The sequence below is a fragment of the Bradyrhizobium sp. AZCC 2262 genome, from assembly GCF_036924535.1.
GTDB lineage: Bacteria > Pseudomonadota > Alphaproteobacteria > Rhizobiales > Xanthobacteraceae > Bradyrhizobium.
Genome location: NZ_JAZHRT010000001.1, coordinates 1878471 through 1905375 on the forward strand (window position 1 = coordinate 1878471; position 26905 = coordinate 1905375).

Sequence of the window (26905 nt, forward strand, 5' to 3'; positions counted from 1 at the left end):
CGGCGCGAAGCGGACTCATCTCGCCGCGCGATCGCTGACCGCCACCTCGGTGTTCGCCGGCAAATCGGGAAAGGTCAATTCCCATCCCCCGCCGAGCGCCTTGAAGAGCTGGACGAGATTAAGCGAGACGTTTGTCGTGCTGGTCGCATATTGCTGTTCCGCCTGCAGCAGCGATCTTTGCGCGTCGAGTACCGAGAGGAACTCCGTCACGCCGTCAGTATAGCGGGTGCGGGCAAGCGCCAGTGCCTGGCGGGAATGCTCGGATTGAGCCTTCAGCCTGCCGCGGCGGTTCTGTTCCAGGCGATACGCGACGAGCGCGTTGACGACGTCATGCCAGGCCTGCAGCACCGTCTTGTGATACGTGATCGCCGCTTCCTGCTGCTGGGCATCGCGCAGTTCGAGGGTGCTCTTCAGCTTGCCGCCCGCGAAGATCGGCAGCGAAACGCTCGGGCCGACCATGTATTGCAGCGAACTGCCCTTCCAGAGGTTTCTGATGTCGAGCGCGTCGAAACCCACCGTGCCGTTTAACTGGACGCTCGGATAGAACGCTCCGACGGCAACGCCGATATTGGCGGTGGCTGCATGCAGTTGGGCCTCAGCCGCACGAATGTCCGGCCGGCGACGCGCCAGTTCGGAAGGAATTCCGAGTGGAACGCGCGGCGGCGCCGGAGGGACCAGCCTTGGCCGGCGGAGCTCGGCTTGCAATGCTCCGGGCGACTCGTCCAGCAGCAAACAGAGGGCATTGATGTATTGGGATTCCTCTTGTTGCAGCGTCGGCAGTTGCGCGCGAATGCTTTCGACCTGCGCCGCGGCATTCTCGACGTCTAGGCTGTTCTGCAGACCGCGTTGTTGCCGTTCCTGCACGAGCTGAAGGATGTCGCGGCCAATCTTCAGATTGTCATTCGCGATCCTGATCTGCGTCTGGGCGCCGCGCAGCTGGATATAGTCGCGTGCGAGTTCGGCGAGGCTTGAGACAAGCGCATCACGGCGTTGGTCCGCGGCCTGATCAACCTGTGCGTCGGCGGCTTCGACCTGCCTGCGGACCTTGCCCCAGAGATCGAGTTCCCATGAGGCATCGAACCCGACATTGTAGTCGTTGATCGCGCCAGGATTGAAACTGCTCCCTGGCGCAAGAAGACCGCTCAACAGGCTGACGATCCCGTTCTGACTGTATAGTTCCCGGGTATACTTGGCGTCGCCATTGATCGACGGAAACGCCGCCGCGGCCGTTACGCCACGTTGAAACCGGCTTTGGGCCAGCCGGATCGTCGCGGTTCGCACGTCGAGATTGGCGTCGGCAACACGGCGCGCGAGATCGGTCAGGACCGGGTCGCGGAACGCTACCCACCATGCCGGATCGGTTGGCGGCGGCAATCGTGCATCGGCCACAGCGACGCCCTTGTCATCCATGAACGATGTCTGCGGCAACTGCGGATCCGGCGGCGCGAAGTTCGGTCCGACTGTGCAACCGGCGGCGAGCAAAGGCGCGATCATCGCAGCGACAATTCGTCTTTTTTTGCCCCGGAACAGCATCAATGCGCCCCTGGCGGACGCCCGCCGCCGGTTTTCGCCGATAGCAGAAAGCAGAACGGTACCATGAAAAATGCGACGATGGCGCAATAATAGAACACGTCGGAATACGCCAACACGGTCGCCTGGAGCCGGTACGCCTGATAGACTTGCCCGACCGCAACGTCGTGAACCGCGGCACCCGCGCGGCCCATCGCCCGCAGCGTCTGTTCATAGGTCGCGATCAGGGCCTGATAGGGTTGATGGAACGGGCTCGCCCATTGCGACAAGTAGGTTTGATGAACCTGCGAGCGTTGGATGATTTCTGCCGTCGAGAGCGAAATTCCGATTGAGCCGAACACGTTGCGAAACATTGCGAACAATGCGGCGCCATCACCGTTGAGCTCGCGCGGCAGCGTCAAATAGGCGACCGTGCTGATCGGTACAAACAGAAAGGCGAGAGCGGCGGTTTGGAATGTCCGCATCATCACGAGCGTGCCAAAATCGATGTTCGGCGCGAGACCGCTGGAGAAAACAAGAGCGCATCCCATAATCAGGAAGCCAAGTGCGATAACATAGCGCGTCTGCAACACGGTCATCAGCCGGCCGACGAGAGGTATCAGTACGATAACGGCAATCCCGCCGGGGGAAAGCACAAGTCCGGCCCATGTCGCCGTGTAGTTGAGGGTCTGCTGCGCAAATTGGGGAATGACGACGGCGCTGGCGTAGAGGATCGCACCGGTTGCCCCGATCATGATGCAGCCCGCAGTGAAATTGCGATCGGTGAACACGATAGGATTGACGATCGGCTTCCGCGCGATCAGGAGCCAGCCGATCGCCCCGAGAATGCCGAGGAAGGCCAGAAGCGCCATCAGGCAGATGAAGTTGGATTCGAACCAGGCCTCGTCCTCGCCGCGATCCATCATGATCTGAAGGGCTCCGAGCCCCAGGGTGATCAACGACAATCCGATGTAGTCGATGCCGCGGCGTCTTTTGTTTTTTTCCCAGGGAGGATCCTCGACCAGCATCGAGACCAGAAACACGGCGATAATGCCGACCGGGATGTTCAGAAAGAATATCCAGCGCCAGTTTGCCTGGTCGGTGATGTAGCCGCCAAGTGTCGGACCCAGGACCGGAGCTACCACGGTGGCGATGGCCGCAACCCCAAAAGCTGCGCTGCGTTTGGCCGGCGGAAAGGTGTCGAGGATGATGGATTGCTGGTTTGGCTGCAATCCGCCGCCAAAGAAACCCTGGGCCAACCGATAGATGATCAATTGGGTAAGACTGCTCGCGGTGCCGCAGAGAAACGAGCAGACTGTGAACATCGCGATGCAGATGACAAAATACCGCTTGCGGCCAAGCAGGTCACCCAGCCAGCCAGAGATCGTCAACACGATGCCGTTGGCAACGAGGTATGATGTCAGCGCCCAAGTGGCCTCGTCGCTGCTCGACGACAGACTGCCGGCGATATGCGGCAGCGCCACGTTCACGATGGTCGTGTCGAGAACTTCCATGAACGCTGCAAGCGTGACAGCGATCGCGATCAGCCACGGATTGTACTGCGGTTTCCAGGACGCGTCCGCATCGGCTGTTGCGGCTTCGGCGCTCATCTCACGGCCACCGTTGGCTCGACGGATATTCCGAGCGGCAGCGGGATGTTCGGGTTCAGGCCGCTGTCGATGACGATCTTGACCGGAACGCGCTGCACCACCTTGACGAAGTTGCCTGTCGCATTCTCAGGCGGGAACGCTGTGAACTTCGATCCGGAGCCGAGCTGAATGCTATCCACGTGCCCCCGCAGATCGAGCGTCGGATACGCATCCACCTTGATCTTGACCGGCTGCCCCTTTCCCATATCAGCGAGCTGGCTCTCCTTGAAGTTCGCTGTCACCCAGACTTCCGGCGCCACGATCGAGAAAATCTGTTGGCCGGGTGCGACATAGGTACCTTTCTCCACGTTCCTCTTGGTGATCCAGCCGTCCTGGGGTGCAGCGACTACCGTCCACGACAGGTTAAGATTGGCCTGATCGAGCCTTGCTTGTGCCTGCTCGACCTGCCCCTTCAGCTGGCCGACCTGCGCGTCGGTCTCACCGATCCGCTGAGGGACCGGTGAATTCTGAGTGACCTGCGCCTCCGCCAACATGACTTGTGCCTGTGCCTGCTTGAGCGCAGCCGTCGCAGCATCGACCTCTTGTTGCGAGGTGGCCGGCCTGGAGAGAGACCGTTGTCTGCCGTAGTCGGCTTGGGCTTTCGTTAAATTCGCCTTGGCGTTTGCAAGTTGCGCTTGCGCCTGCTCCAGCAGAGCTGGAAAATTCTTGCGGGCGATCTCGGCGCCGAATTGCTGACCTGCGTACTGGCTCTTGGCAGTTGCGAGGGCTCCTTCGGCTTGTTCGCGGTCGGTCTCGTACTGGCGCGGGTCAATATGGATGAGTGGTTGGCCCTGCTTCACGAACTGGTTGTCTGTGACGTCAAGCGAAACGACCATGCCTGAAACTTGCGGCGCTATGGCGATTGCGCGTCCGTCAGTATAAGCGTCATCAGTGGTTTCGAGGTTGCGCGTCGATAGCCAGTAGAAAAGTCCACCCGCAGCAAGCAAGATGACCACGAGGATGCCCACCGCGACGACCAGCGGACGGCGCTTGCTGCGCCTTTCCTCTTCGGCTTTATCCTTTTCCGCATATTTATGTCCGGAGTCGGGCTCAAGGTCCTTCGCGGGCGTGGGCATTTGATCTTGCCGATTGTCATCCCTTAGGGTCTGCTCGGTATCGCCGCCCGCAAGCTCGGCGCCAATGGCATTATCCGACATGCCTTCTGCTCCGATCTGAAATAGTCGCCTCGTGCACAGGCGCGCAAGCTCCTGGAGGTCCGGATCGGTGCCGTTCTGGATCTCCTATTCAAACAACGCCGGCATTTCCCTTTGATTTTATCTAACGAGCCGCATGCCTCGATCCTCGCGACCGTCCTGCGCGTCTGCGTCGTCAGAGGCACAGGTCCTCCGGCTCCCATGCGCAACACGAACAATTTCGCGTCGACGACCAAAGACTGTGCCGCCCTGGAACGTCGGTCTTCTAAATTCGAGTTTATTCTTTCGAGACCGACCAGGAAGATTCACATCTTGGTGCGCGGGACGGCAGCAGAGGTCTGGTGGAATACTACTGATCGGGAAACTTTCCTTTTCTTCCAATCCCGCGGCTCGAGCCCACGAAGCGGCAGGAGATGCCAGCAGCAGCAAGAGTGCGAAGGCGAATTTCGGCGAAATGTTCGACACGACCGGATACTTCTGCAGTTCACTAGGATATTGCGTGTGCAAAGCTGTTGTCGTCTGCCAATCCCGCCGACACCATTAAATTAAACTTTAGAAATCGCTTGGGACGCGTTCGAGCAAGCGGGGCTAGAGATTCCCCTATTAACGGCTAAAGACTTCAGTCTTTCATCAGGTAGTGTTGTTCTATTCGCGGTGGACGATTGATCCTATCGAAAGATTTACTGGTCCCGAAAGTGTTCATTGCATATCTCCTGAAGAAGGAGATGACATGTCCAAATCTGCCGTTTCCACACCGAACGTCCCGATAAATATAGCTAGAGAAGCTCATCAAGGGTTTTCCCGGCCTGGGACTGCATCGGCTGGGCTTCTGGCGCTTGGGATTGTTTACGGCGACTTGGGGACCAGCCCTCTCTATACGCTGCAGACAATTGTGCACATCATGGGAGATCAATTCACGCCGGAGGCAGCACTCGGCTCGCTATCTCTGATCTTTTGGGCGCTGATCATTACGGTATCAATCAAGTACTGTTTTATCGTCATGCACGCCGACAATCAGGGTGAAGGTGGAATTCTCGCGCTGATGTCATTGACCGGTGCCGATTGGGCTGGTCGTGGTCGGGCGCTCATCGTGCTGGGCTTGCTTGGTGCAGCCCTCATTTACGGTGACGGAATTATTACGCCCGCTATCTCGGTTCTGAGCGCGGTGGAAGGTCTAAACGTCGCAACAAGCATGTTCAAACCGTACACGATGCCGATTGCCCTGGTCATTTTGGCAGTGTTGTTTGCAATTCAGCACCGGGGAACGGGCGTCGTCGGAAAGGCCTTCGGACCGGTCATGTTCGTCTGGTTTGCAACGATCGCGATCCTTGGCCTTGTTGGTATTGTGCATAACCCACATGTTCTGGTTGCCGTAAATCCCGTCTATGGTGCTCAACTCCTGATGCGTCACGGATTTCTTGGGTTCACCGTACTGGGGGGAGTATTTCTGGCATTGACGGGTGGTGAAGCCCTTTACGCTGACATGGGTCACATCGGACGAAATCCGATCCGCATTACCTGGTATTGCGTTGTGCTGCCGGCCCTCGTTCTCAATTACGCCGGTCAGATCGGAAATTTCCTGGAAGCTCCTAGCCTGGAAGCAAACCCATTTTTCAAACTGGCGCCCAACTGGACGATTTATCCGTTGGTTGCGCTTGCGACCCTGGCGACCGTCATCGCCAGCCAGGCCATCATTACCGGTTCGTTCTCCATGACGAGGCAGGCCATGCAGCTTGGCTGGTTTCCAGGAGTGCGGATCCGTCAGACTTCGGCAGAAGAATACGGACAGATCTACGTACCGTTCGTCAATTGGAGCATGATGGCGCTTACGGTTGCCCTGGCCGCTGGTTTTGGAAGTTCCGATCGTCTTGCCGGAGCTTACGGGACGGCTGTATCGACCACGATGCTCCTGACGACGGCGCTGCTCTATCACGTGATGCGTAATCGGTGGCAGTGGACGCTTTGTCAGGCAGCCGCCGTCACGGGTATCCTGTTGGCGGTCGATCTTGCCTTCTTCTCGGCAAACCTTCTGAAGATAGTGGACGGCGGCTGGATCCCGCTGACACTCGGCGGTCTGGTGTTCATCATTATGACGACCTGGCACTACGGCGTTGCTGCGATGCATCGGCGCAACGCGGCAAACTCTCAACAGCCAAGCGAGTTCTTCGCGCGCCTTCGCCGCGACAACGTCGTAAGAGTTCCGGGCACCTCTGTATTTCTCACCCGGCTTGGCAAAGCGATCCCGCCGGTCATCGTCAACTACGTGAAGCGGGTAGGATCGCTTCACAAGACGGTTATTGCCCTGACAGTGCGCTTCGAGGACGTTCCTCGCGTTCGATCAGGAGACCGGGTCGGCATAGAACAGCTCGACGATGGCTTTTGGCATGTAACTGTTCACTTCGGGTTCGTCGAGATCCCTAACCTTCCGGCTGTCCTCGCGCAGGCGAAAAAGGACGGCGTGCCGCTCCTGGATGAAGCGAACTATTACATCGAGCGCAGCGACCTCGTCAGCGGCAAACATCGAAATCCGCTATCGAGATGGCGCGTCAAATTGTTTTCATTCATGTCGCGCAATTCCGCGCATGCTGTCGACCGGTTCAAGATACCCTCGAGCTCACTGACTGAAATAGGTCGAAGGATTGAATTGTAATCGGAGCCAGCAATGTCGGGATGCACGCTCTAAGCGACTACCGAGTGGGTGGATGAGACAAGCTGAAGTTTTGCCTTTCATATAGCCTCCGGATGCTGCGAAACCGAAGTGTACTGTCAGACGTAGACCGTCACGGTAGCTACGACTGCTGCTGCTCCGGCCGAGATCCAAGCCCAAGGTTCGCGAAGACGGGCGACAGTGTTGTCTTTGAAAGACAGCCAGAGGGCCTCACGCGGGTAGCCGTGATTTAAGAATTTTAAGGTCGGCCCTAAGGAAAAGCCCCTCGGGAGCGGCTACACCACCTCAATTCGGAGGTGTGCCATGCCTCAGACCGGATTGGCGTCCGCGAACAGGGTCGCGTTCCTAGGGAAGCTGTCGGCGTCGATTGCCGAAATCAACCAGCCGATCTGCGCTGTCGTCATGAACGCCGAAACCGCTCTGAAGCTGCTCCTCGCCCAGCCGACGGATACGGAAGCGATGCGGCGGTTGCTCGCTTGTATCGTCAAGGACGGAGCGCGCACTGGCGACATCGTTAACCGCACCCGTGCGCTGATCAAAGAAAGCGCCGCTACGGAGGGAATGCCTGGAGATCAAAGTGAAAATGCTTCGGTTTCGATTTCCATAAAGATGCGGCCAAGTGATCCGACCCGGCTGTAAAATATCGCAGACTCGGCGTGCTCAAGGTCCGAAAAAAATCGCCCGATCCATGGCTTAAGATGGCTTTCGAAGATGTTCCGATCGGTCCCGCCGGGAGCAATGATCTGGCCACCGGCGAGGCCGGCCATGACTTCGAAAAGTACCGCAACGTGATCCTCGGGTTCCGATCGTCGCTCAGTCCTCTCAAGGCCAAGTTGGTTCAGGGTTTTGCGGAGCCGGGCGAGGGGACGCCCATAGAGGTAACCCGTCAGATAATATGACGCGTAGGGGAAAAGCTCGCCACGTTCGAGTCCGACGAAGAGATCGAAATATTCGCGCTCGATCCGTTCCGGCTTCATGCTGGCGGCTGCAGAACTGAGGGCCGCGTGCGCCGCGCCCAACTGGGTTGCATCGCCACTCAGGCAGGCCAACTGCTCAATCATATTGGCATCCGGGCTATGCGACAGCAGGGTTGCGAGCAACGCATACTCGACCGCCCGTGCGTGATCCATCTCATCGACCTGACCTGCGGCTGAGATTGCTCCGGCGTCTTCATCCGACGCTCCGCAGGCCTGCCCGGCCTCTCCGAGGCCGATAAGACCTGCGACATCCTCGGCTTTCAGCGGTCCAAATCCCGGCATCGCGGTTGGGTCGTTGAAATCCCATTGGTTCTCGGCGATCCCGATGAAATCGCGAATTGCCGGATCGGTTACCCAGGCCCGCCTCAGCGCAGCTCTTGTTAGTTCGACCGGGACACTTGATCCGAGAAACGATCGGATGTCGGTGCCCGCAACGATCGATTGAAGCGGCGGCAAGCTTGCCAGATCGAAGGTCGCAGAGGTGGGGGAGTCTGTTGGCGGCGTTGCAACCGTTGCTCGATTGAAATCGCCAGCTTCTGCCTCATTGGGTTTGGGCCCGGAGACTGAACCGTCCGGCTCTACGATATTGTCGGATTTCCGCTTCATACGCGACCAGCGCGAAATGATGTTTTCTGACCGGGTCATTTGCTGTTCACCCCGTCCTGGTTGCAGTGGCCAGGCGTCTGCGGCTCACCTCGGTCCCGTTGCCGCTTGTTGAAGGGCCGCTCGATGTGATGCTCGGCGATAAAACCGCCGATTGCGTCGATGATCGCAGCGGGCATCGGTACGCTCGCGACCAGATCATTGCCGGCATCGGTCAAAGCCTCGCCCTCCGAGGGGTCGGCCGTTACCGTAAGGATGTCGAACGCTGGGCTCTTAGAATTCGCAGCTATCGGTCGCAGAACGACCCACAGCGCGGGCATCCCCGAAGAGAGATTTTGCCGATAGTTCGTCGTTTCAGTTCGATGCAGTTCGATCGCAGTCGCACCCGCATAGAATGTGGTCGCATCGCCTTCCTCTCCGATTCGCGTCCAGGGTACCGCCGATGGCGTTCCAACAAACACCGAGACCGGTCGCCAGAGAAAATCAAGCCACGGGCTCCTCGCTTTGCGGCATTCGACTACCACACCAACAACAATTTTTGCGAGCGCAGTTGATCTCATTCCTCATCCCCACCCCTGGCCCCATCGACGGCCTCCGTGGCTGATGTGCTCATTCCGCTGCAGCCGGTGATGATTGTCCAGATCGAGCGGCGAGGGGCTCCTTGGTCAACTGCTCTTCGAGCCAGATGTCGTGATGTTCCTTTGCCCAGTTGAGATCCACTCCGCCGGTCGCCATGGCCTCGAAAGCGCCCTCCATGCCGAGCGTTCCGATGTAGATATGAGCAATGATAACCGCAACGAACAGAACGGCGATCACGGCGTGAACGACCTGCGCGATTTGCATCCCCACGATGTTCGTTACGTAGAACGGAAAGAGGAGGAGGACGCCTGAGACGGTAACCACCGCTCCCGCGCCGAGGGCGAACCAGAACACCAGCTTCTCGCCCGCGTTGAAGCGACCCGCCGGCGCATGTTTTGATTTGATGAAGCCGCCACCCCGGCGGATCCAGTCGACATCGACCTTCCGAGGAACGTTGTCCTTGATCCATAGCGCAATGATCAGGACAAGGCCGATTACGAATGATGCGCTGACGTAGTTGTGGAGGTATTTGGCGATTTGCGACATGCGGCTGAACGCGTCAGGCCCGATCATCGGCAGAAGAGTGATCCGCCCGAACGTGATGTTCAAGCCGGTCAAGCCGAGAATGACGAAGGACACCGCTGTCAGCCAGTGCGCGAAACGCTCGAAAGAATTGAACCGCGGAATCGTCTTCCCAGAACGTCCGGCGGAGATCCGTAACCGTCCCATGACGAGGTAGGCGGCTGCGAGCGCAGCGATCATGCCGAGGATTACGATGGCACCGATCCAGCGCAACGTGACTTGGTGGAAATAATCCCATACCCGGCCGGCTGGTTGAATGAGCACTCGCGCCCGCTCGATGGGCTGGTCGATGTTGCCCTCGATGCGTGGTGATTGCTGGAGCAACTGCTGCTCGGTCATCGCGCTCGCTGTTGGATTGGGTGCGCCGTCCGGGCCGAGTTGCTGTGCGAGCGCCGGATTTCCCACGACCATCATCAGGATTGCCAACGCAACGATGATCAAAGAGTGAATGCTCGCATGACACCTCATCATGATCGTTCTCCGGTGGTCCGCGCCCCTATCGTTGCCCGCAATGTCCGTGAGGCGCCTCAGACATCAATGCCCTCGTGATAGGCCGTCTTCCAACCCCATGCGCCCGAACCATAGCCGCGCTTTATCACGCGCTCCTTGTAGATTTCGGCAATGATGGCGCCATCGCCGGCGAGCAGCGACTTGGTCGAGCACATCTCGGCGCAAATCGGCAATTTGCCCTGGGCAAGACGATTGGCGCCATACTTGGCGTATTCTGCCGGCGTATTGTCGTCTTCCGGTCCGCCTGCGCAGTAAGTGCACTTGTCCATCTTGCCGCGCGAGCCGAAGTTTCCGATCTTCGGATATTGGGGTGCGCCGAACGGACAGGCGTAGAAGCAATATCCGCAACCGATGCATAGGTCCTTCGAGTGAAGTACGATGCCGTCGGCCGTGGTGTAGAAGCAAGACACCGGGCACACCGCGGCGCAGGGGGCATTCGTGCAGTGCATGCAGGCCATCGACACCGAGCGTTCGCCGGGTTTGCCGTCATTGATGGTGACGACGCGACGGCGATTGATGCCCCACGGCACTTCATGTTCGTTCTTGCAGGCCGTGACGCAGGCGTTGCACTCGATGCAACGCTCGGCATCACAAAGAAATTTGACGCGAGTCATGGTTCATTCTCGCCTCATGCCGCTCTGATCTGACAGAGCGTTGCCTTGGGTTCCTGCATGCCCGTCGCGGGGTCGTAGCCATAGGTCGTCAAAGTGTTGACGCTCTCGCCGAGAACGATCGGATCTGCACCTTTCGGATACCTGCTGCGCAGATCGGCGCCTTCGTACCAGCCGGCAAAGTGGTAGGGCATCCAGGCAACGCCTTTACCGACACGCTCGGTCACCTGGGCCTTCACCCGTGTTCGGGAATTGCTCTCAGCCCCGGTGACCCAGACCCAGCTGCCGTCCTTGATACCGCGCGCAGATGCGTCCGCCGGATTAATCTCGACGTACATGTCTTGCTTCAACTCGGCGAGCCATTTGTTGGAGCGCGTTTCCTCACCGCCACCTTCGTATTCGACAAGCCGGCCTGAACTCAGGATAAGCGGGAATTGCTTGATGATGCCCCTGTCGACAGCTGATTTCTGGACGGTGAAACCGATATTCGGGACGCGGAATTGTCGAGCGTCCGGACGCGTCGGATATTTGCCGACGAGATCGGGCCGCGACGTGTAAATGACTTCGCGGTGCACCGGGATGGGATCCGGCAAATTCCAGGCAATCATGCGCGCCTTGCCGTTGCCATAGGGGCTGCAGCCATGTTCGATCGCCACACGCTGGATGCCGCCCGAAAGATCGAGTGACCAAGACACAGCATCGGGATTGGTTGCGTTCACCCGCTGGATGATTTCCATCTCCGAGGCGGTGAGGTCCTTGTCCCAGCCAAGCTTCTTGAGGACGCCGAGGGTGAACTCCGGATATCCATCCTTGATTTCCGAGCCGAGCGAATAGGAGTCCTCAGAGAGCAAGTTGTCATGCTGTTCCCTTTCGACCTCCTGCCCATTTTCCATCACGTTGCGCTTGACCACGCGCTCAATGCCGAAACGGGCGCGGAAGGTTCCTCCGCCTTCCTTTACGTGCAGGTTGGTATTATAAAGGATCGCAGTTCCAGGGTGCCTGAACTCCGGCGTTCCCCAGCACGGCCATGGCAAACCGTAATAGTCCCCGCCAACTTCGGGATCGTCCTTTGGCGCCCTGAGGGTGACCAGATCGAATTTTGCCTGGTTCTTCATGTGGGCTTTGAGACGCTCGGGTGACTGGCCACAATATCCGGTCGACCACCCGCCGCGATTGATCTCACGCAAAATGTCCTCGGCGGATACGGCGCCATTCTCCACCTTGATATTCTTGAACATCTTGTCAGCGAAGCCAAACTTCTTCGCCAGCATGTACATCACATCGTAGTCGTTCTTTGATTCAAAGACGGGCGGCACGATTTGCTCGCCCCACTGGATGGAGCGGTTGGACGCCGTGCGCGAACCGTCCATCTCAAAGCTGGTGCAAGCCGGCAAGAGATACGTGCCGTTCTTACGTTCGGAGAGCACGGACCAGGCGGTCGGGTAGGGGTCGCATACGACCAGCAGGTCGAGCTTTTCTATTCCCCGAACTGCTTCCGGCATTCTGGTGATCGTGTTGACGCCGTGCCCCATCACGAACATTGCCTGCAAGTTGTCGGGCTGGCTGACCTGATCCTTTGGCAACAACGTGGCATCAAACCAACGCGTGCTCGGAATCCCGGGAGTTTCCATCAGGGTCTTGTTGGGGAAGCGGGAGCGCATCCAGTCTATGTCGACTTCCCACACTCGGCACCAATGCTGCCACGCCTCTTCGGAAAGACCGTAATAAAGAGGTAGTGTCGTCACATCGAGACCGAGATCTGTGGCGCCTTGCACATTGGTGTGGCCGCGGAAAATGTTGGCGCCTCCGCCGGAATAGCCGACATTGCCGGTGGCGAGCAGCAGGATACAACTCGCGCGGACGTTGGCAGTTCCTGTGGCGAATTGCGTCTGGCCCATCGCCCAGATCAGCGTTGCCGGCTTCTCCTTGGCAAAGGTCTCGGCGATGTGCTTGACTTGGGCTTCTGGCACGCCGGTGACGCGCTCGACTTCGTCAGGCGTCCACTTCGCGACCTCCTTGCGGATATCCTCGATGCCGTAGACGCGCTGGTGGATGAATTCCTTGTCCTCCCAGCCATTCTCGAAAATGTGCCAGAGCATTCCATAGATGGTTGCGATGTGAACTCCGGGCCGCACACGGACATATTCGGTCGCGTGGGCTGCAGTTCGCGTCATCCGCGGGTCGACGACGATAAAGTTGGCGCGGTTGAGTTCCTTGCCTTCGAGAATGTGCTGTAACGAAACCGGATGCGCCTCGGCGGGATTGCCGCCCATGAGTAGGATGGTCTTGGCGTTACGGATGTCGTTGTAGCTGTTGGTCATCGCGCCGTAGCCCCAGGTATTGGCGACCCCGGTGACTGTGGTGGAATGACAGATGCGTGCCTGGTGATCGGAGTTGTTCGTTCCCCAGAAGGCGGCGAGTTTGCGGTTGAGATAGGCCGCTTCGTTTGTAAATTTTGCCGAACCGAGCCAGTAAGCCGAATCCGGGCCTGCCTTCTGGCGGATCTCCAGAAGTTTGTCGCCGATCTCATCAATAGCCTGATCCCACGAGAGCCGTTTCCATTGGCCATCCACCAGTTTTTGCGGGTATCGCAAGCGGCGGTTGCTCAACACGTCGTCTCGGACTGCCGCCCCTTTGCAGCAATGTGAGCCACGATTGATCGGGCTGTCATAGTCCGGCTCCTGGCCGATCCACACGCCGTTTGCGACTTCCGCGATGACCGAGCAACCTACCGAGCAATGGGTGCAGAAATTCTTCCGGGTGGTGACGATTGCGCCGGGAGGTGGCGGCGCGCCTGCCGCCGCTTGCCGTATGCTGGCAAGTGGTAAGCTGCCGAGCGCTGCCAAGCTTCCGGCGGTGAGACCTGAGCGGCGCAGAAACGATCGACGATTAGGGTTGTCAGCCGATGGCTTGGACAACTCTGAAGCAATTTTCCCTCGGCGCGCTTGACGTTCTGAGCGCTTTATCAGCATGGCAATCTCCCTCAGCGCTTCGGGTAGCGGTTGACCCGATAAAAGTTTTGAACCTCGGCAGAGTTCGCCTGATAGCGAGCCTTGCGTTTTTCGCTGTTGGTTTCGGTATCAGCGGCGAGGGTGCCGCTTTCCCGAGCGCTTATGGCCGTGGCGATGATGCCGAGAACCCCCGTGCGCAATAACTGACGTCGCCCGATTGTTCCTTTGTGCCGATCGGCCATCCGAAACTCTCCTCGTCAGCAGACGCGATGTCACGACTCGATTGGCAGGGAACGCTTTCATGAGGGGGGTACACCCTAGAGGCACTCGCCGCTACGCCAGAAAGATGCTCTCGCCCGTGCGGGAATTCGATTAAAAAAGGATTTATGTACAACCATCATCCGATACGCGCAGTGGCGAACGTAGTTAGGCGTGGTCATCTCGCATGGCTCAGAGTCGGATTTTGACAAAGCGTGGCGAACCCACTTCGTTCGCAACTAGTCTTCCCAAGAGATCACTGATCTTTGATCAGATGAGAGACCCTCCTGCGCACAAGATTTGAGCCGCGCCGTCATTTGCACTGCCACCCTTTGGGATTCCCGAGCTTCGTGGCGCGACGAATCTAATCGGCGCGCGCGGAACGACAGCGCCGTTTCAACCAGATTGCGGACGGCGTTCGAGCGCTCGGTCTGCATGTAGGCAATGCCGAGCTGCGCGCGCAAGGCGATATCGGAAAGTTTCACAAAGGCGACGCTCTCCGGCCGCACGTGTTGCATGCGCGCTGGCACGATAGCGATGCCGACCGAAGGGGCGACCAAATTAATCGTGGACGGCGCAAAGCGGACATTTGGTAAATTGGCGATGTTAGCTAGTGCGCCACTAGCGGACATTCCCTCCGCCACAGGTTCAGGACATTCGCCAGCACCACACATTGCCCAGCGTCGCGAAAGGGCGGAGCGAAAATGCGGCGCACCACGCTGGCCGCGTAGGGCTATTTTCCAATGCATCGGAAAATGGAGCGCGGAACTGCTCGCTCTTTAGATGCAGGTCTGACGCGGCGCCCGCTTTTGCTCGTCGCTGAAGCGGCGCCGGTTTGACCGCCCGTTCACCGCATGCTCTGTCAAGCGGTATTTGCGCCGCGCACAATTAGCAGCGCTGCTTAATTGAGCCCGGGCATTCGGATGAAGCCGCGATCGCCAGTCCATTTCCTCGCCGGATTCTTCGAGGCGATCACGCCAAATGCGCAACGCAAGGGGCGACAGACCGAGCGCCGCGGCATATTCGGCATGCCCCATGCCGCTCCAGTCCAACGCTTCGATATGCATGTCCCAGAACGCCCGAAGAGCAATCGGTTTGCTGTCCGTGCGCACGCTGTAGCTTTAGCGCGGAGCCATCTTGCGTCGCTTCGACTGCACCTTCTTGCCCTGTCGTTCCGGCGTTTCCTGGCGCAAGCGAACCGTGGCCGAATCCGGAGCCTGGTGCAACGACTTAGGTGGTCGTTGGCACAAAGGAGAGCTCCGATGAAACTTTACGTTGGATTGGACGTCGGTCTTGAGGAAACCAGTCTTTGTATCGTCGACAGCGAGGGTGTGACGGTTCGCGAGGTCAAGGTCAGCACGGAGCCGGAGGCGATCCGCTGCGCTCTTGAGGGCTCCGCGGATCGCCTCGATCGCTTGGGCGTCGAAGCGTCGTCGCCGCCGGGCATCTGGCTGTACCGCGAACTGCAGCCAGCCGGCGTCCCGATCATTTTTGTTGAAGCCCGTCATATTCGTGTTTCGTTGTCGACGATGCGCAACAAGACCGATCAGAATAATGCTCGCGGCATCGCACAGATGATACGATTGGGCCGGTACCGCGCGGTTCATGTCAAGAACATCGACATGCAGAAGATGCGCTCACTTCTGGCCAACAGGAAACTCCTCAAGCGCAAGCTGATCGACGTCGAGAATCACGTTCGCGGCACGCTGCGAGCGTATGGGTTGCTGATGGGAGGCGTTGGTCGCGGGGCTACGAAGCACGCGTCCGGAGCTCCTCGAGAACAGCGATCCGGTATTTTCTGTCATGATTGAGGCCTGCTGGACGTGCGGCGGGCGATCTTCGACGGCTACGAAAGATTGCATCGCGTGCTTCTTCAGGTGATTCAGCATGACGCGGTCTGCCGTCGTTTGATGACGGTGCCTGGCGTCGGTCCCGTTGTAGCACTTTCGTTCAAAGTGGGGGTAGATGATCCCAGACGCTTTGCGCGATCTCGAACGGTCGGAGCGCATTTTGGCCTGACGCCGAGGCGACACCAGTCTGGAACGTCGATCGACTATGAGGGCCGCATCAGCAAGCAGGGCGACGTTGCCGTTCGGGAGGCGCTATGCGAGGCGGCCGCAAGCCCTGTTGCTGCGGGTCAGGAAATGGTCGGCATTGCGGGCCTGGGGCCTGCGGATCGCCAAACGGTCGAGCGTGCTGTGCGCGATCGTCGCGGTCGCGCGCAAGCTCGCGGGCATCCTGCATCGAATGTGGGTCAGCGAAACCGACTTCCATGTCGGCTTCGGTACCAAGGTCACGCAGCGACTGCGATTGAAGCCTGCGCAGTAATTGCTGCGGGATCACGACGGATGAGCGCTGGCATTGCACCCAGCATGTTGAGGAGGAGCAACGATTAGAGAGCGCGGTGAGCGCCCCTTGGCGGGGCCGCGAAACGGGGAATGTCCGCTATCTCTTGCCTGCTGCCGCCCTTCAGGGAGGAGAGCGCCGGATTGCTTGGACAGCCCTGTTTATGAACCTGATGAAGAGCATGCGACAAGCCAAGTGCTGAACGCGAAGGAACGGATGGACCCCGCCTGGAGAATGCAAGTCGCGACCGTGCTGGTGGCGAACGCTGCTCGCAATCGAAGCAGCGAGATAAGGAGCGCTGCTTGTTTAGAGAAGTCGCAAAAAAGCGTAGGAGGGAGTTGACTTTGCACGCCCGACTAAGACGGCAAGATAAAGCGAGATTCCTCGCTGCCAGAACTTCGTTCCTAAGTTTCTGTCTGCACATTGGTTTTGTCGAGCTCGCTCCTGTGCGGTAAGGTGTGTCGGGGGCGCCGCTGACACTTTCTCTTTTGTTTGCAATGATCCACGCGCCATCGCCCGTAATGTGCGGGGATTGAGAAACCGCAGTGTTTACGCCGATGCACGTATGTCTGCGCTCCCATGCGACGAGAGCATTCGGTGCTTGCTCGGTGTTTTTCGACCCCCGATCGTCGTCCCATGGCGAGCAACGAAGACGACTTTCGCATCCGTCCCGGCAAGGTCCGGGATCGTGGTGGTCTGTCCACCCATGTGCGCCGGCCTGGCAGGGTGCGCCGACACCCGACGAGCTTTCTCGGCGAGGTCCAACAGGCCATCCGTCGGGCCGGCGGCCACCCCGACCGCCTGGCCGGGGCCGGGAAGAGAGGGGGCCGGTTCAATGCGCGGGGCCGGGGCGCTGCGACAGCGCTGACGCTGAAGGATCGGAGCGCGTGGAGCCGGGACGCAAGCGGGGTGCGCACGCGAGCCCGGCGCGTGGCGGTGAAGGCCCGGGTCGTAAAGCTCAACCCGCAGCGGGGAGCGATGAGGGGGCGAGGTTTCGTCAGCGCCAAAGCGGTCGACGCGCATCTCCGCTATCTCGAACGCGACGGCGTGACCCGTGACGGCGAAAAGGGCCAGGCCTATTCAGGCGAGCGCGATGTGGAGGATGGTCGCGCTTTCCTCGACCGAGGCCGCGATGATCGCCACCAATTCCGCTTCATCGTCTCGGCTGAGGACGGCGTGGAATTGTCGGACCCGCGCGAGACCACACGCGATCTGATGAAGCAGATGGAAGCCGACCTCGGGACGAAACTCGACTGGATCGCGGTCGACCACCACAATACCGGCCACCCGCACACCCACATCCTGGTGCGCGGCGTCACCGACGACGGCAAGATCCTCAACATCGCCGGCGACTATATCGCCTACGGTATTCGCGAGCGCGCCAGCGAGATATTCACGCGGGAGCTGGGCCGGCAGACCGAGCCTGAGGTAACCAAGCAGCTTGAGCGGGAGGTGGATGCCGATCGCTTCACCCGGCTCGACCGGATGCTGATCGCCGAGCAGCTGGGGAAGGAGTTTACCAACCTGCGCCCCGACCGGGATATGCGGGACACGTTCCGCCAGAACCGTGCCCTGCTGATCGAGCGGGCGCGCAAGCTGGAGCGCTTGGGGTTGGCTACCGAGGTCGAGACTGGCCAATGGATCGTGTCGCCCAAAGCCGAGCCGGCGCTGCGCGAGCTTGGCGAGCGCGGCGACATCATCAAGACCATGCACCGGGCGCTGGAGCGAGAGGGCCTGGCGGGGGATAGACACCCCGCGCGCTATATCCTGCACCGCGAGAACGCGACCGAACGCATCGTCGGCCGGGTGTTGGACAAGGGGCTCGGCGGCGACGAGATCGGCGAGCGGGTCCGGTTGGTGATCGATGGGGCAGACGGGCGTGTGCATCATATCGAGATGGATGCCGCCCGCGCCGAGGAGGTCGGTCGAGGCATGATCGTCGCGGCCGGCTCCGCCCCTCCCGGTCCTCGCGCCGCAGACCGCAACATCATGGATATTGCAGATCAAGGAGGCATCTACCGACCGTCCGAGCATCTGGAGCGGGCGAGAACTGCCATCGATCGCATCGGCGGCGACCCCGAGGCCTTCGTTCGATCCCACGTCCGCCGCCTGGAGGCGCTGCGCCGGGCCGGCCATGCCGAGCGGATCGATGCGGATCACTGGCGCGTCCCTGCCGATCTTCCCGAGCGCGGCCAAGCCTACGATCTGGCGCGGGACCGCGCGAACATCCGAATAAGCGTCCTGTCTTCCACCGGCCTCGACCAGCAGATCGACCAAGACGGAGCGACCTGGCTCGATCGCGAGCTGGTTTCCCGCCAGCGCGTCGCGCTCGCCGGTGAGGGGTTCGGGCAGGAGGTGAAGGCAGCGCTGGAGAAGCGCAAACAAGCGCTCGCAAACATGGGTTACGTCAAGGATCTCGGCAACGGCCATGTCCGCGCGCCCAAGAATCTGATCCAGCGGCTTGAGGCCGCCGACATCGAACGGACCGGCAAGGCGCTCGCCGCCGAACGCGGATTGCCATGGCGGCCCGCTGCTGCCGGCAACTCCATAGGTGGCCAACTCGTCGGATCGATCCAGCTATCCAGCGGCCGGTTCGCCATGCTCGAAACCCTGAGCGGCGATGGCGGTCTCGGCTTCAGCCTCGTACCGTGGCAGCCCGTGCTCGACAAGCGCATCGGGCAGCACATTTCCGGCCTCATGCGCAACGGCGGCGACATTGAATGGAGCTTCGGCAGAAAGCGCGGACTGGGGTTGTAAGCGGAAGAGCACGGCTTGAGCCCAAGCGGGGCCGGACCAGCGTCATCCCGTCAAGGCTGGCGCGTTTCGCGCCCCCGCTTCGCGGCTCGCGGCCTTGACGGGCTGTCGCGGCCCGGCAGGGGCTTGTCAGGCAGGTAAGGCTGATGGGAAACGGAGCGCTTCCTCATCCTTACACGGGCCCGGCGTGTCCGCTGGCGTCGGGTGGAGGGAGCGATGATCGAAACCACGCTCAGTCTGCATACACCATCCAAATTGTGCGCAATTGCGTCCGAAATTGCGCCGACCGATTTTCGGATGTTGCCGAACACTCGCGTCGGCCCTAGCAACTGAGTCCGCATGTCTTCGATGAAGGTCAACTGGCGCAGCGAGCAATCAGACCGTGGTGGATTGGGGAGAGCGGGGCACCGCAAGCGGTTCAAGACCTATGAGGATGCCAAACGGCGAATCGTCGATGCTCCGACCTACGATGGAAAAGCTCGGCCTCACCGTTCCGGAGGCTGCAACACTTTCTTCGCTCGGCCAAACGTCGATCTACAAGGCGATCAGGGAAGGACACTTGCGAATTCGCAAGTACGGCACACGCACCATCATCACGCGCTCCGATCTGGCGTCCTTCTTGGAAAATCTGCCCGACAAGAGATGATATGCCCGCCCTTCAGATGGACAGCCTGAACTCTCAGGCGGCCCTCATCGGCGTCACCTTATTGTTCGGTGACCGCGTCGCAAAGTCGGCGAATGCCTGCATCACGACGCGCCGCTTTCTTAGAGCCTCGCCGCGCTTGTAGGCCTTTTCGGCATCATCGCCTGTGATGTGGTGCAGGCAATGCTCGACAATCTCCTCCTCAAAGTCGGTTTCCTCCTGCGCCCAGGTCCGGAACGTGGTGCGGAAGCCGTGCACCGTCAGGGTTTCGTCCCCGGTGATCTGCTTCAAATGCTTGAGCATCGTCATGTTGGAGATCGGCTTGGTCAGGCTGCGACCCGGGAACACGAACTCTTCGCTCACGCGGCCCTCATAGGTATCGCGCAGATAGGCCAACGTTTGTCGGGGCAGCGGTGTGCGCTTGGGCCGTTCATTCTTGGTATCAAGGGTGCCCAAATCCCAAAGCCCGCCTTCTAGATCGAGCTGCGACCAGCGCATGTTCTGCACCTCGATAGTTCGCGCGAATGTGAGGATGGCGACTTCAAGCGCCCGGGCGCTTTGATCGGAATTGGCGGCGAGCTTTTGCATGAACGCGGGCAGATCATGGTATTCCATGGCCTTGTGGCCGCCACGTATAGAGCCGCGCTTCCGCTGCTTCGGCATGATTGGCTTCAGTCGGCTGTCCCAATCGGCTGGGTTGTGTTTCGGTCGCAAGTTCAGCGCTATGGCTGCGTCCAGAATCTTCTTGATCCGTTGGCGCGTGTCGCGCGAGATCTCGCGCTGATGCCAGACCTTGCGCAGAACGGCAATGATGTGCTCGGTCTCGATCTCGTCGAGCCGCAGCTTGTGCAACTGCTTGCAGATAACTTGCACGATGCGCTTGAGCTTGTTGCGCGCAGCCTTGTGTTTCAAGCCGGCCTCATAGGTCTGCCGCCATTCCTCGGCGAACTCGCCGAACAGGCGCGATCCTTGGGCGCGGCGCTTCTCGTCGTTACGGTGCTCTCTTGGATCAGTTCCCTTGGCGAGATGTCGCAAGGCGTCAATCGCCTTGTCCTTGGCCTCGGAGAGCTTAAGGCCAGCCGCCTTGGCCGAGCCGAGACCCATCTTTTTTACGACGCCGTTGCGCTGGTAGCGGAACGCCCAGCGACGGCCGCCACTTGGCGTGACGACCAGATAAAGGTTGTTGCCGCAGGGGTATTCGCCGGGGCCAACGGAAAGATAGTTCTTTGCGGTGATCACCGGCTTTTCAGTTCTGAGCTGCATAGGGGATTCGAACTCCCGCGCCCCTCGCCAGGGGACCGCGTTTTTAGATATAGGGGAGATTCTAACTCAGATCGAGGGACAGTTAAAGGGGCAGTCTGGCGGAGGTTGGCCGACGACGGCCGGCGACGGCTGGCGACCTCCGGCGACAAAGGAAAGCCTTATTTTCCAATGCCTTGTGTACTGGTCTGGTGACGGCAGGCGATGGTGGATGAAACGGGGTGAAGACGGGCCTGGCGCGCTCGGAGAGATTCGAACTCCCGACCCTCGGAATCGAAATCCGATGCTCTATCCAGCTGAGCTACGAGCGCGTGCGGTTTGCCGATTATCAGACTTGGCCCGGCAGGGCCAGCCGCGAATCTCAGAAGCAGGGGTGCCGGCGGCGGTCCTGGCCGATATAGGCGGCGGCGCCCTGGCGGCAGAGGACGGTGGAGGGGCCATCATAATAGGCGAAGGTGCCGGGCTGCAGTCCGGGGCCGTAATTGTGCAGGTAGCTGATCGGGTAGGGCAGACCCCAATTGGGCAGGTGATGACGATTGTGGCGGGCGTCGGCCAGACCAGGGGCCAAGGTCGCGGCGGACAGCAGGGCGGCGGCAATCAAGAACTTCGCTTTGGTCATTTCGATTCTCCGGAATTCCATCCAAAACTAGCCCTTTTTGGCGGGTCTGGGGGCTCATTTTACGCGAAACGGGCAGAAAAGCTGCGGAAAAGCATCACAACGCGCCAATTTGCGGCCTCAAGGGATGCTTAACCAAATCTGAACACAGTCCGGCCAGAGTTCTGCTGTCTGGTCCTGACTTTACGGTCCGATTTTCTCCATCTGAACAAGACTATGCGGTTCCCGACCGACCCATGCGCATCACGTCCCTTGCCCTGCTGTCCCTCTCGGTTCTGGTCGCGACGCCAGCGCGCGCCGACCTGCATATTACGCGCGATCACGGCGGATATGTCGAGGAGTACAAGGCCAAGTACAAGCGCATCCGCGACCGCAAGGAACGCGTCATCATCGACGGCATCTGCAACTCGGCCTGCACGCTGGTGTTCGGCATCGTACCGATGAACAAGATCTGCGTCACGCCGAAGGCGAGCATCGGTTTCCACCAGGCCTATTATGACAAGGCCTTCACTTTCGGCATCAAGGTCACGAGTTCGGAAGGGACGTCGGATCTCATGTCCTATTATCCTGATACCGTGAAGGATTGGATCCGCCGCAATGGCGGGCTCACCACCGAGATGAAGAAGATCAAGAACGGCGGCGAGCTCTGGAGAATCGTCGATGCCTGTCCGGAAGAGTGGTGATCGCACTCAAGCATTGTCAGTTCTGAATGGATCAGAACCGAAGCTCTAGCTTCTTTTCTTTGACCCGTTTTCTTCACGCGAACCGGTACCCACCTCGCTCGAAAACGCTATAGCCCGCCGCTCAGGCGGCGACGCAATCCCAGCAGCGCCGGCGATGGCGGCACGAACGTCCATGGCGTTCCTCGTTTGAGATTTTTGATAGCAAGCTTCGATATGTGAAATCGCGCAGGTTTTCACCGCGCGATCGGTCCTTGCCGCACAGCATATGATCGGGCAACACGGGCGGCAATGACCCAGAACTTCGACAAATTCGCCGCCCGCGCGGCGCCCGCGATTTTCGTCCTGCTGTGGAGCACCGGGTTCATCGGCACCAAGTATGTCGTCAACAATGCCGATCCCTTGACGTATCTGGCGATCCGCATGGCCATTGTGGTGATGCTGATGGCCATCATCTGCGCCATCACCCGGCCGGCATGGCCGAACCGCGTCGAGATCGGGCACAGCGCCGTCGCTGGCATTCTGGTGCATGGAATCTATCTCGGCGGCACGGCGGTCGCGATCTCGCTGTCCATTCCTGCGGGCCTTTCGGCGCTGATCCCCGGTTTGCAGCCGATCCTGACGTCCACTATCGCGAACCGCTGGCTCGGCGAGCGCGTGACCGCGATGCAATGGGGCGGGCTGCTGACCGGGCTTGCCGGCGTTGCGCTGATCCTGCACGACCGGCCGATGAGCGGGCAGGCCGGCTGGGGCTGGATTGCGTCTGCGATATCGCTGGTCAGTATCACGCTCGGCACGCTCTACCAGCGGCGCTATTGCAGTCGCATCGACTGGCGCAGCGGCAACCTCGTGCAATATGTCGCGGTGACCGTGTTCTTTACGATCGGTGCTTTCCTGTTCGAAGCGCGCGTGGTGCATTGGACCACCGAATTCATTCTCGCCCTGGCCTGGCTCGCAGTGGCGTTGTCGATCGGCTCGATCGGCCTGCTGTACTGGCTGATCCGGCACCAGGCCGCGACGTCGGTGGCGAGCCTGTTCTATCTGGTGCCGGCCGTGACCTCGCTGATGGCCTTCGTGTTGTTCGACGAGCGGCTCGATGCCGTCGCGATTGCCGGCATGATCGCGTGCGCCGCCGCCGTGCTGCTGGTCAATCGCAACGCGCCTGCAAAGAGCTGATGGAGTGCGTGCGCGCAACCGAAAGCTCGGTGCTCTCTCGTAGAACGCATAGATGCACGCAACCGATGCGCGCACCTGGGCGGATATATGCTCGGCGGAAGGGTGGGAAATGCGGAGGTCATCGCGGGTGCCAAACGAAGGCGGCGATACGCGCATAGGTTCAATCGAATTCCTCTGACTTTGCCAAGGGTTGCACCTATTAAGGCGATCGTAAGCAAAACGGGGCAGATTGGGCCCGATTTTGGGGGATTTCTCGTTATGGCTACGCGATCGATTGGAAAGTTCCTGCCGGCGCTGAAACTCCGGCTCGGCACCAAGGCCGTTATCGGCGCCATATTCCTGATTGCCGTAAATACCGCGCTGGTTGTGGGAGCTGCCCATTGGTCGCTGACCTCGGAATTCGGCGACCGGGCGCTGCGGGACATCGAAGTCAACCTGCGCACGCTGAGCCTGGCGTTCGCCGAGACCTACAGCGACGCCAAGATCACGATCAAGGATGGGGCCGTCGCCCGTGCCGAAATTCCCAAGATGCCCGAGTTCAAGGACCACGCGATCGTCGATCGCGCCGTGGGCTATACCGGCGGCAACGCGACGCTGTTCGTCTATGACGAGGCCAGCAACCAGTTCGTCCGCCGCACCACCAATGTGAAGAAGGAGAACGGCGACCGCGCCGTCGGCACCCAGCTCGCTCCCGACCACCCGGGACAGGCGGTCCTGCGCCGCGGCGAGGCGTACAAGGGGCCGGCGACGCTGTTCGGCAAGACCTTCATGACGGCGTACTATCCGGTCATGAATCCGGCCGGCAAGGTCATCGGTATTATTTATGTCGGCATTCCGATGGCGCATTACGAGAGCATGCTTGCGGAAGCCATTCGGAATATGGCCATCGCCGCGGTCGTCGCCGCACTTCTCGTGATGCTGCTGACCATGCTGCTCGTGCGCCAAGTGACCAAGCCGCTGAGGTCGGTTACGACCTCGCTCACCGCGATCGCGAACGGCAACGCCGATGTCGAGATCGACTGCGACGACCGCATGGACGAGATCGGCGAGATTGCGCGTACCCTCGCAGTCTTCAAGAACAACTCGGCCGAACGCCGCCGGTTGCGCGAGGAGCAGACCGCGACCGCCGTTGCCGCCGCCGATCAGCGCAAGGCGGAACTGCGGGGCTTCGTCGACGAATTCCAGACCAGCGTCGGCAGCATCCTCGACAAGGTTTTGAACTCCTCCAGCGAATTCGAGCGCGTCGCGCGGCAGCTCACCGAGACCGCGCGGACCACCGCCGGGCTCTCCGGCAAGTCGGCGGGCGCCTCGGAAACCGCCTCCGAGCATGTCCGCACCGCGGCGACCGCCTCCGACGAACTCTCGAGCTCGATCGCGGAAATCACCCGCCGGGTTCAGGAATCGAACGGGATCGCGGCCGACGCCGTCAAGCAGGCGGCCGCCACCGACCAGCGCATCAACGAATTGTCCGAAGCGGGCGCGCGGATCGGCGACGTGGTGAAATTGATCACCTCGATTGCCGAGCAGACCAACTTGCTGGCGCTTAACGCCACCATCGAGGCGGCGCGGGCAGGCGACGCCGGCCGCGGCTTTGCCGTGGTGGCGCAGGAGGTCAAGAGCCTCGCGGGCCAGACCGCCAAGGCGACCGAGGAGATTTCCAGCCAGATCGGCAACATGCAGCTTGCGACCGAAGAGTCGGTCAGCGCGATCAAGGCGATCGGCCAGACCATCGAACGCATCAGCGATATCGCCACCTCGATCTCGGCGGCGGTCGAGCAGCAGCGCGGCGCCACCCAGAACATCGCCCAGAGCGTTCGCGCCGCTGCCAGCGGCACGGCCGATGTCGCGGCCAACATCCGCAACGCGGCTCAAGGCGCCGACGAAACCGGCGAGACATCGAGCCGGATGTTTGCGTCCGCGCAGAATCTGTCGAGCGAGAGCCTGCATTTGAAGGCCGAGGTCGAAAAATTCCTCGATCGCGTCCGCGCCGCCTGAGCGGAACGTCACGGCGGCGGAGCCCTGCCGCCGGTGAAACCGGAAGCCTTCGGATTCGTAGTTTCTCTATTCTGCGAATGATTGCCGCTCGTTTCCCGGGCTGGAGGGCTTCCGTGAACCGATACGCCGCGCTCTATCTGGTGACGTTGCTCGTCATCATCCCGCTTGATTTTCTGTTCCTTGGCATCGTCGCCAAGGACTTTTTCACCTCGCAGGTCGGCGACATGCTGGGCGAGATCAAGCTCGCGCCCGCGATCCTGTTCTATCTGCTCTATGTCGTCGGCGTCGTGATCTTCGTCAGCGGCGGGGCAGGGGCGACCTGGCAATCGACGCTGCTCTATGGCGCGCTGTTCGGCTTGTTTTGCTACGCGACCTTCGACCTGACCTCGCTGGCGCTGCTCAAGCACTGGAGCTGGCCGGTCGCGATCGTCGACGTCGCGTGGGGCGCGTTCGTGACGGCGGTCTCGTCGACCGCCGGATTGCTCGTGGCGAATTGGGTGGTGGCGAAGACTTAACCCGTCATTCCGGGGCGGTGCGAAGCACCGAACCCGGAATCTCGAGATCCCGGGTCTGGTGCTAACGCACCATCCCGGGATGACGGTTTCGATTGCACAGCAATCGCAACCGTCACTTCGGCTGCGGCACCATGCGGATATAGGGCTTCGGCGCCTTCCAGCCGGCCGGATAGATCGTCTTCGCCTCGTCATCGCTGACGGAGCCCGCGATGATGACGTCCTCGCCCTGTTTCCAGTCGGCAGGCGTCGCGACGCGATGCTTGGCGGTCATCTGCAGGGAGTCGATCACGCGCAGGATTTCCGCGAAATTGCGGCCCGTGGTCATCGGATAAACCAACACCAGCTTGATCTTCTTGTCCGGCCCGATGATGAAGACGTTGCGGACGGTCTGGTTGTCGGCAGGCGTGCGCGTCAGCGGATCGCCCGACGTTGAGGCCGGCAACATGTCGTAGAGCTTGGAGACGTTGAAATCAGTGTCGCCGATCATCGGGTAGTTCGGCGCCGCGCCTTGCGTCTCCTTGATGTCCTCGGACCATTTTGCGTGCCTGTCGACGGGATCGACGCTCAAACCCATCAGCTTGACCCCGCGCTTGTCGAATTCCGGCTTCAACTTTGCGAGAGCGCCGAGTTCGGTGGTGCAAACCGGCGTGAAGTCCTTTGGGTGCGAGAACAAAAGCGCCCAGCTATTGCCGATCCAGTCGTGGAATTTGATCTTTCCCTCGGTGGTCTGGGCTTCGAAATCAGGGGCGACTGCGCCAATCTGGAGTGCCATGATACGACCTCATCTTATTCTAGTTACAGGGGAATTCGTCCTGGTGATTATAGTCCCGGGCGATGATTAAAGGAACCGCTTCACGTAAAAGGTGAAA

General features: G+C 60.1%; 24 protein-coding genes, 1 tRNA gene and 1 pseudogene. 11 read left to right on the forward strand and 15 right to left on the reverse strand.

The features are described 5' to 3' along the window. Positions 1-15 precede the first annotated feature (15 nt). Genes V1283_RS08850 through V1283_RS08860 form a run of 3 tightly spaced genes read right to left on the reverse strand, consistent with a single transcriptional unit; the run spans position 16 to position 4315 of the window. On the reverse strand, positions 16-1494 hold the full coding sequence (locus V1283_RS08850) for an efflux transporter outer membrane subunit (RefSeq protein WP_334386044.1): 1479 nt from the start codon (positions 1492-1494) through the stop codon (positions 16-18). 38 nt (positions 1495-1532) lie between these two features. After that, positions 1533-3119 carry a DHA2 family efflux MFS transporter permease subunit gene (locus V1283_RS08855; RefSeq protein ID WP_334386045.1) on the reverse strand — a complete coding sequence of 529 codons (1587 nt, stop codon included), beginning with the start codon at positions 3117-3119 and terminating at the stop codon, positions 1533-1535. After that, positions 3116-4315, reverse strand: a complete 1200-nt coding sequence (locus V1283_RS08860) for an HlyD family secretion protein (protein WP_334386046.1) — start codon at positions 4313-4315, stop codon at positions 3116-3118. The genes V1283_RS08855 and V1283_RS08860 overlap by 4 nt, the downstream gene beginning before the upstream one ends. 727 nt (positions 4316-5042) lie before the next feature. Here V1283_RS08860 and V1283_RS08865 point away from each other — a divergent pair. Further along, complete coding sequence (locus tag V1283_RS08865) at positions 5043-6962, forward strand: potassium transporter Kup (protein ID WP_334386047.1); 1920 nt, start codon at positions 5043-5045, stop codon at positions 6960-6962. Positions 6963-7283: 321 nt separating this feature from the next. Further along, a complete protein-coding gene (locus V1283_RS08870; RefSeq protein WP_334386048.1) occupies positions 7284-7619 on the forward strand; it encodes a hypothetical protein in 336 nt (111 codons plus the stop codon). On the opposite strand, the gene V1283_RS08875 is transcribed toward V1283_RS08870, so the two are convergent. From V1283_RS08875 to V1283_RS08910, 8 genes are all read right to left on the reverse strand, one after another. Next, the gene (locus V1283_RS08875) at positions 7553-8602 is read right to left on the reverse strand and encodes a DUF3306 domain-containing protein (protein WP_334386049.1); all 1050 of its coding nucleotides are present in this window, start codon (positions 8600-8602) and stop codon (positions 7553-7555) included. The genes V1283_RS08870 and V1283_RS08875 overlap by 67 nt on opposite strands. Further along, positions 8599-9120: a DUF3305 domain-containing protein gene (locus tag V1283_RS08880; protein WP_334386050.1), complete on the reverse strand. Its 522-nt coding sequence runs from the start codon at positions 9118-9120 to the stop codon at positions 8599-8601. Before V1283_RS08880 ends, V1283_RS08875 begins: the two co-directional genes overlap by 4 nt. A 49-nt stretch (positions 9121-9169) precedes the next feature. Beyond that, positions 9170-10132 (reverse strand): formate dehydrogenase subunit gamma, encoded by a 963-nt coding sequence (locus V1283_RS08885; RefSeq protein WP_334393005.1) that lies wholly within the window; start codon positions 10130-10132, stop codon positions 9170-9172. Between the two features lie 116 nt (positions 10133-10248). After that, positions 10249-10845, reverse strand: coding sequence for a formate dehydrogenase FDH3 subunit beta (gene fdh3B / locus V1283_RS08890; RefSeq protein WP_334386052.1), 597 nt, complete (start codon positions 10843-10845; stop codon positions 10249-10251). A 14-nt stretch (positions 10846-10859) separates the two neighbouring features. Next, entirely contained in the window at positions 10860-13814 is a 2955-nt protein-coding gene (locus V1283_RS08895) for a formate dehydrogenase subunit alpha (RefSeq protein WP_334386053.1), read from the reverse strand. Positions 13815-13825: 11 nt separating this feature from the next. Beyond that, positions 13826-14035: a formate dehydrogenase gene (locus V1283_RS08900; RefSeq protein ID WP_334386054.1), complete on the reverse strand. Its 210-nt coding sequence runs from the start codon at positions 14033-14035 to the stop codon at positions 13826-13828. Between the two features lie 255 nt (positions 14036-14290). Then, positions 14291-14683: a hypothetical protein gene (locus V1283_RS08905; RefSeq protein WP_334386055.1), complete on the reverse strand. Its 393-nt coding sequence runs from the start codon at positions 14681-14683 to the stop codon at positions 14291-14293. Positions 14684-14830: 147 nt separating this feature from the next. Further along, positions 14831-15118, reverse strand: coding sequence for a hypothetical protein (locus V1283_RS08910; protein WP_334386056.1), 288 nt, complete (start codon positions 15116-15118; stop codon positions 14831-14833). 213 nt (positions 15119-15331) lie between these two features. Between V1283_RS08910 and V1283_RS08915 the strand changes: the two genes are divergently transcribed. From V1283_RS08915 to V1283_RS08930, 5 genes and pseudogenes are all read left to right on the forward strand, one after another. Next, positions 15332-15862, forward strand: a complete 531-nt coding sequence (locus tag V1283_RS08915; protein WP_334386057.1) for an IS110 family transposase — start codon at positions 15332-15334, stop codon at positions 15860-15862. A 99-nt stretch (positions 15863-15961) separates the two neighbouring features. Beyond that, positions 15962-16120: pseudogene (locus V1283_RS44600) on the forward strand (transposase); the annotation flags it as partial. Positions 16121-16136: 16 nt separating this feature from the next. After that, positions 16137-16379: a hypothetical protein gene (locus V1283_RS08920; RefSeq protein WP_334386058.1), complete on the forward strand. Its 243-nt coding sequence runs from the start codon at positions 16137-16139 to the stop codon at positions 16377-16379. A gap of 654 nt (positions 16380-17033) precedes the next feature. Further along, entirely contained in the window at positions 17034-19154 is a 2121-nt protein-coding gene (locus V1283_RS08925) for a DUF3363 domain-containing protein (RefSeq protein ID WP_334386059.1), read from the forward strand. Between the two features lie 451 nt (positions 19155-19605). Further along, a complete protein-coding gene (locus tag V1283_RS08930) occupies positions 19606-19797 on the forward strand; it encodes a helix-turn-helix domain-containing protein (RefSeq protein WP_334386060.1) in 192 nt (63 codons plus the stop codon). 33 nt (positions 19798-19830) lie between these two features. Here the strand turns inward: V1283_RS08930 and V1283_RS08935 are convergent, their stop codons facing one another. The 3 genes from V1283_RS08935 to V1283_RS08945 all read right to left on the reverse strand — a co-directional run bounded on the left by V1283_RS08935 (position 19831) and on the right by V1283_RS08945 (position 21673). After that, complete coding sequence (locus V1283_RS08935) at positions 19831-21057, reverse strand: tyrosine-type recombinase/integrase (protein ID WP_334386061.1); 1227 nt, start codon at positions 21055-21057, stop codon at positions 19831-19833. A gap of 231 nt (positions 21058-21288) precedes the next feature. Further along, positions 21289-21365, reverse strand: a tRNA-Arg gene (locus V1283_RS08940). Between the two features lie 50 nt (positions 21366-21415). Next, entirely contained in the window at positions 21416-21673 is a 258-nt protein-coding gene (locus tag V1283_RS08945) for a hypothetical protein (RefSeq protein ID WP_334386062.1), read from the reverse strand. A 233-nt stretch (positions 21674-21906) separates the two neighbouring features. On the opposite strand from V1283_RS08945, the gene V1283_RS08950 reads away from it, so the two are divergent. The 4 genes from V1283_RS08950 to V1283_RS08965 all read left to right on the forward strand — a co-directional run bounded on the left by V1283_RS08950 (position 21907) and on the right by V1283_RS08965 (position 26036). Beyond that, positions 21907-22353: a hypothetical protein gene (locus V1283_RS08950; protein ID WP_334386063.1), complete on the forward strand. Its 447-nt coding sequence runs from the start codon at positions 21907-21909 to the stop codon at positions 22351-22353. A gap of 288 nt (positions 22354-22641) precedes the next feature. Then, positions 22642-23526: a DMT family transporter gene (locus V1283_RS08955; protein WP_334386065.1), complete on the forward strand. Its 885-nt coding sequence runs from the start codon at positions 22642-22644 to the stop codon at positions 23524-23526. Positions 23527-23784: 258 nt separating this feature from the next. Continuing rightward, on the forward strand, positions 23785-25521 hold the full coding sequence (locus V1283_RS08960; RefSeq protein ID WP_334386066.1) for a methyl-accepting chemotaxis protein: 1737 nt from the start codon (positions 23785-23787) through the stop codon (positions 25519-25521). 113 nt (positions 25522-25634) lie between these two features. Further along, on the forward strand, positions 25635-26036 hold the full coding sequence (locus V1283_RS08965) for a DUF2177 family protein (RefSeq protein WP_334386067.1): 402 nt from the start codon (positions 25635-25637) through the stop codon (positions 26034-26036). A 112-nt stretch (positions 26037-26148) separates the two neighbouring features. On the opposite strand, the gene V1283_RS08970 is transcribed toward V1283_RS08965, so the two are convergent. After that, positions 26149-26808: a peroxiredoxin gene (locus V1283_RS08970; protein WP_334386068.1), complete on the reverse strand. Its 660-nt coding sequence runs from the start codon at positions 26806-26808 to the stop codon at positions 26149-26151. Positions 26809-26905 lie beyond the last annotated feature (97 nt).

Coding starts and splice junctions, on each gene's coding strand:
- V1283_RS08870 (WP_334386048.1), top strand. CDS start 7,284: ATGCCTCAGACCGGATTGGCGTCCGCGAACAGGGTCGCGTTCCTAGGG.
- V1283_RS08895 (WP_334386053.1), bottom strand. CDS start 13,814: ATGCTGATAAAGCGCTCAGAACGTCAAGCGCGCCGAGGGAAAATTGCT.
- V1283_RS08945 (WP_334386062.1), bottom strand. CDS start 21,673: ATGACCAAAGCGAAGTTCTTGATTGCCGCCGCCCTGCTGTCCGCCGCG.
- V1283_RS08855 (WP_334386045.1), bottom strand. CDS start 3,119: ATGAGCGCCGAAGCCGCAACAGCCGATGCGGACGCGTCCTGGAAACCG.
- V1283_RS08960 (WP_334386066.1), top strand. CDS start 23,785: ATGGCTACGCGATCGATTGGAAAGTTCCTGCCGGCGCTGAAACTCCGG.
- V1283_RS08860 (WP_334386046.1), bottom strand. CDS start 4,315: ATGTCGGATAATGCCATTGGCGCCGAGCTTGCGGGCGGCGATACCGAG.
- V1283_RS08905 (WP_334386055.1), bottom strand. CDS start 14,683: ATGTCCGCTAGTGGCGCACTAGCTAACATCGCCAATTTACCAAATGTC.
- V1283_RS08970 (WP_334386068.1), bottom strand. CDS start 26,808: ATGGCACTCCAGATTGGCGCAGTCGCCCCTGATTTCGAAGCCCAGACC.
- V1283_RS08950 (WP_334386063.1), top strand. CDS start 21,907: ATGCGCATCACGTCCCTTGCCCTGCTGTCCCTCTCGGTTCTGGTCGCG.
- V1283_RS08850 (WP_334386044.1), bottom strand. CDS start 1,494: ATGATCGCGCCTTTGCTCGCCGCCGGTTGCACAGTCGGACCGAACTTC.
- V1283_RS08900 (WP_334386054.1), bottom strand. CDS start 14,035: ATGGCCGATCGGCACAAAGGAACAATCGGGCGACGTCAGTTATTGCGC.
- V1283_RS08925 (WP_334386059.1), top strand. CDS start 17,034: ATGGCGAGCAACGAAGACGACTTTCGCATCCGTCCCGGCAAGGTCCGG.
- V1283_RS08935 (WP_334386061.1), bottom strand. CDS start 21,057: ATGCAGCTCAGAACTGAAAAGCCGGTGATCACCGCAAAGAACTATCTT.
- fdh3B (WP_334386052.1), bottom strand. CDS start 10,845: ATGACTCGCGTCAAATTTCTTTGTGATGCCGAGCGTTGCATCGAGTGC.
- V1283_RS08880 (WP_334386050.1), bottom strand. CDS start 9,120: ATGAGATCAACTGCGCTCGCAAAAATTGTTGTTGGTGTGGTAGTCGAA.
- V1283_RS08875 (WP_334386049.1), bottom strand. CDS start 8,602: ATGACCCGGTCAGAAAACATCATTTCGCGCTGGTCGCGTATGAAGCGG.
- V1283_RS08865 (WP_334386047.1), top strand. CDS start 5,043: ATGTCCAAATCTGCCGTTTCCACACCGAACGTCCCGATAAATATAGCT.
- V1283_RS08885 (WP_334393005.1), bottom strand. CDS start 10,132: ATGGTCGTGGGAAATCCGGCGCTCGCACAGCAACTCGGCCCGGACGGC.
- V1283_RS08955 (WP_334386065.1), top strand. CDS start 22,642: ATGACCCAGAACTTCGACAAATTCGCCGCCCGCGCGGCGCCCGCGATT.
- V1283_RS08910 (WP_334386056.1), bottom strand. CDS start 15,118: ATGCATATCGAAGCGTTGGACTGGAGCGGCATGGGGCATGCCGAATAT.
- V1283_RS08930 (WP_334386060.1), top strand. CDS start 19,606: ATGCTCCGACCTACGATGGAAAAGCTCGGCCTCACCGTTCCGGAGGCT.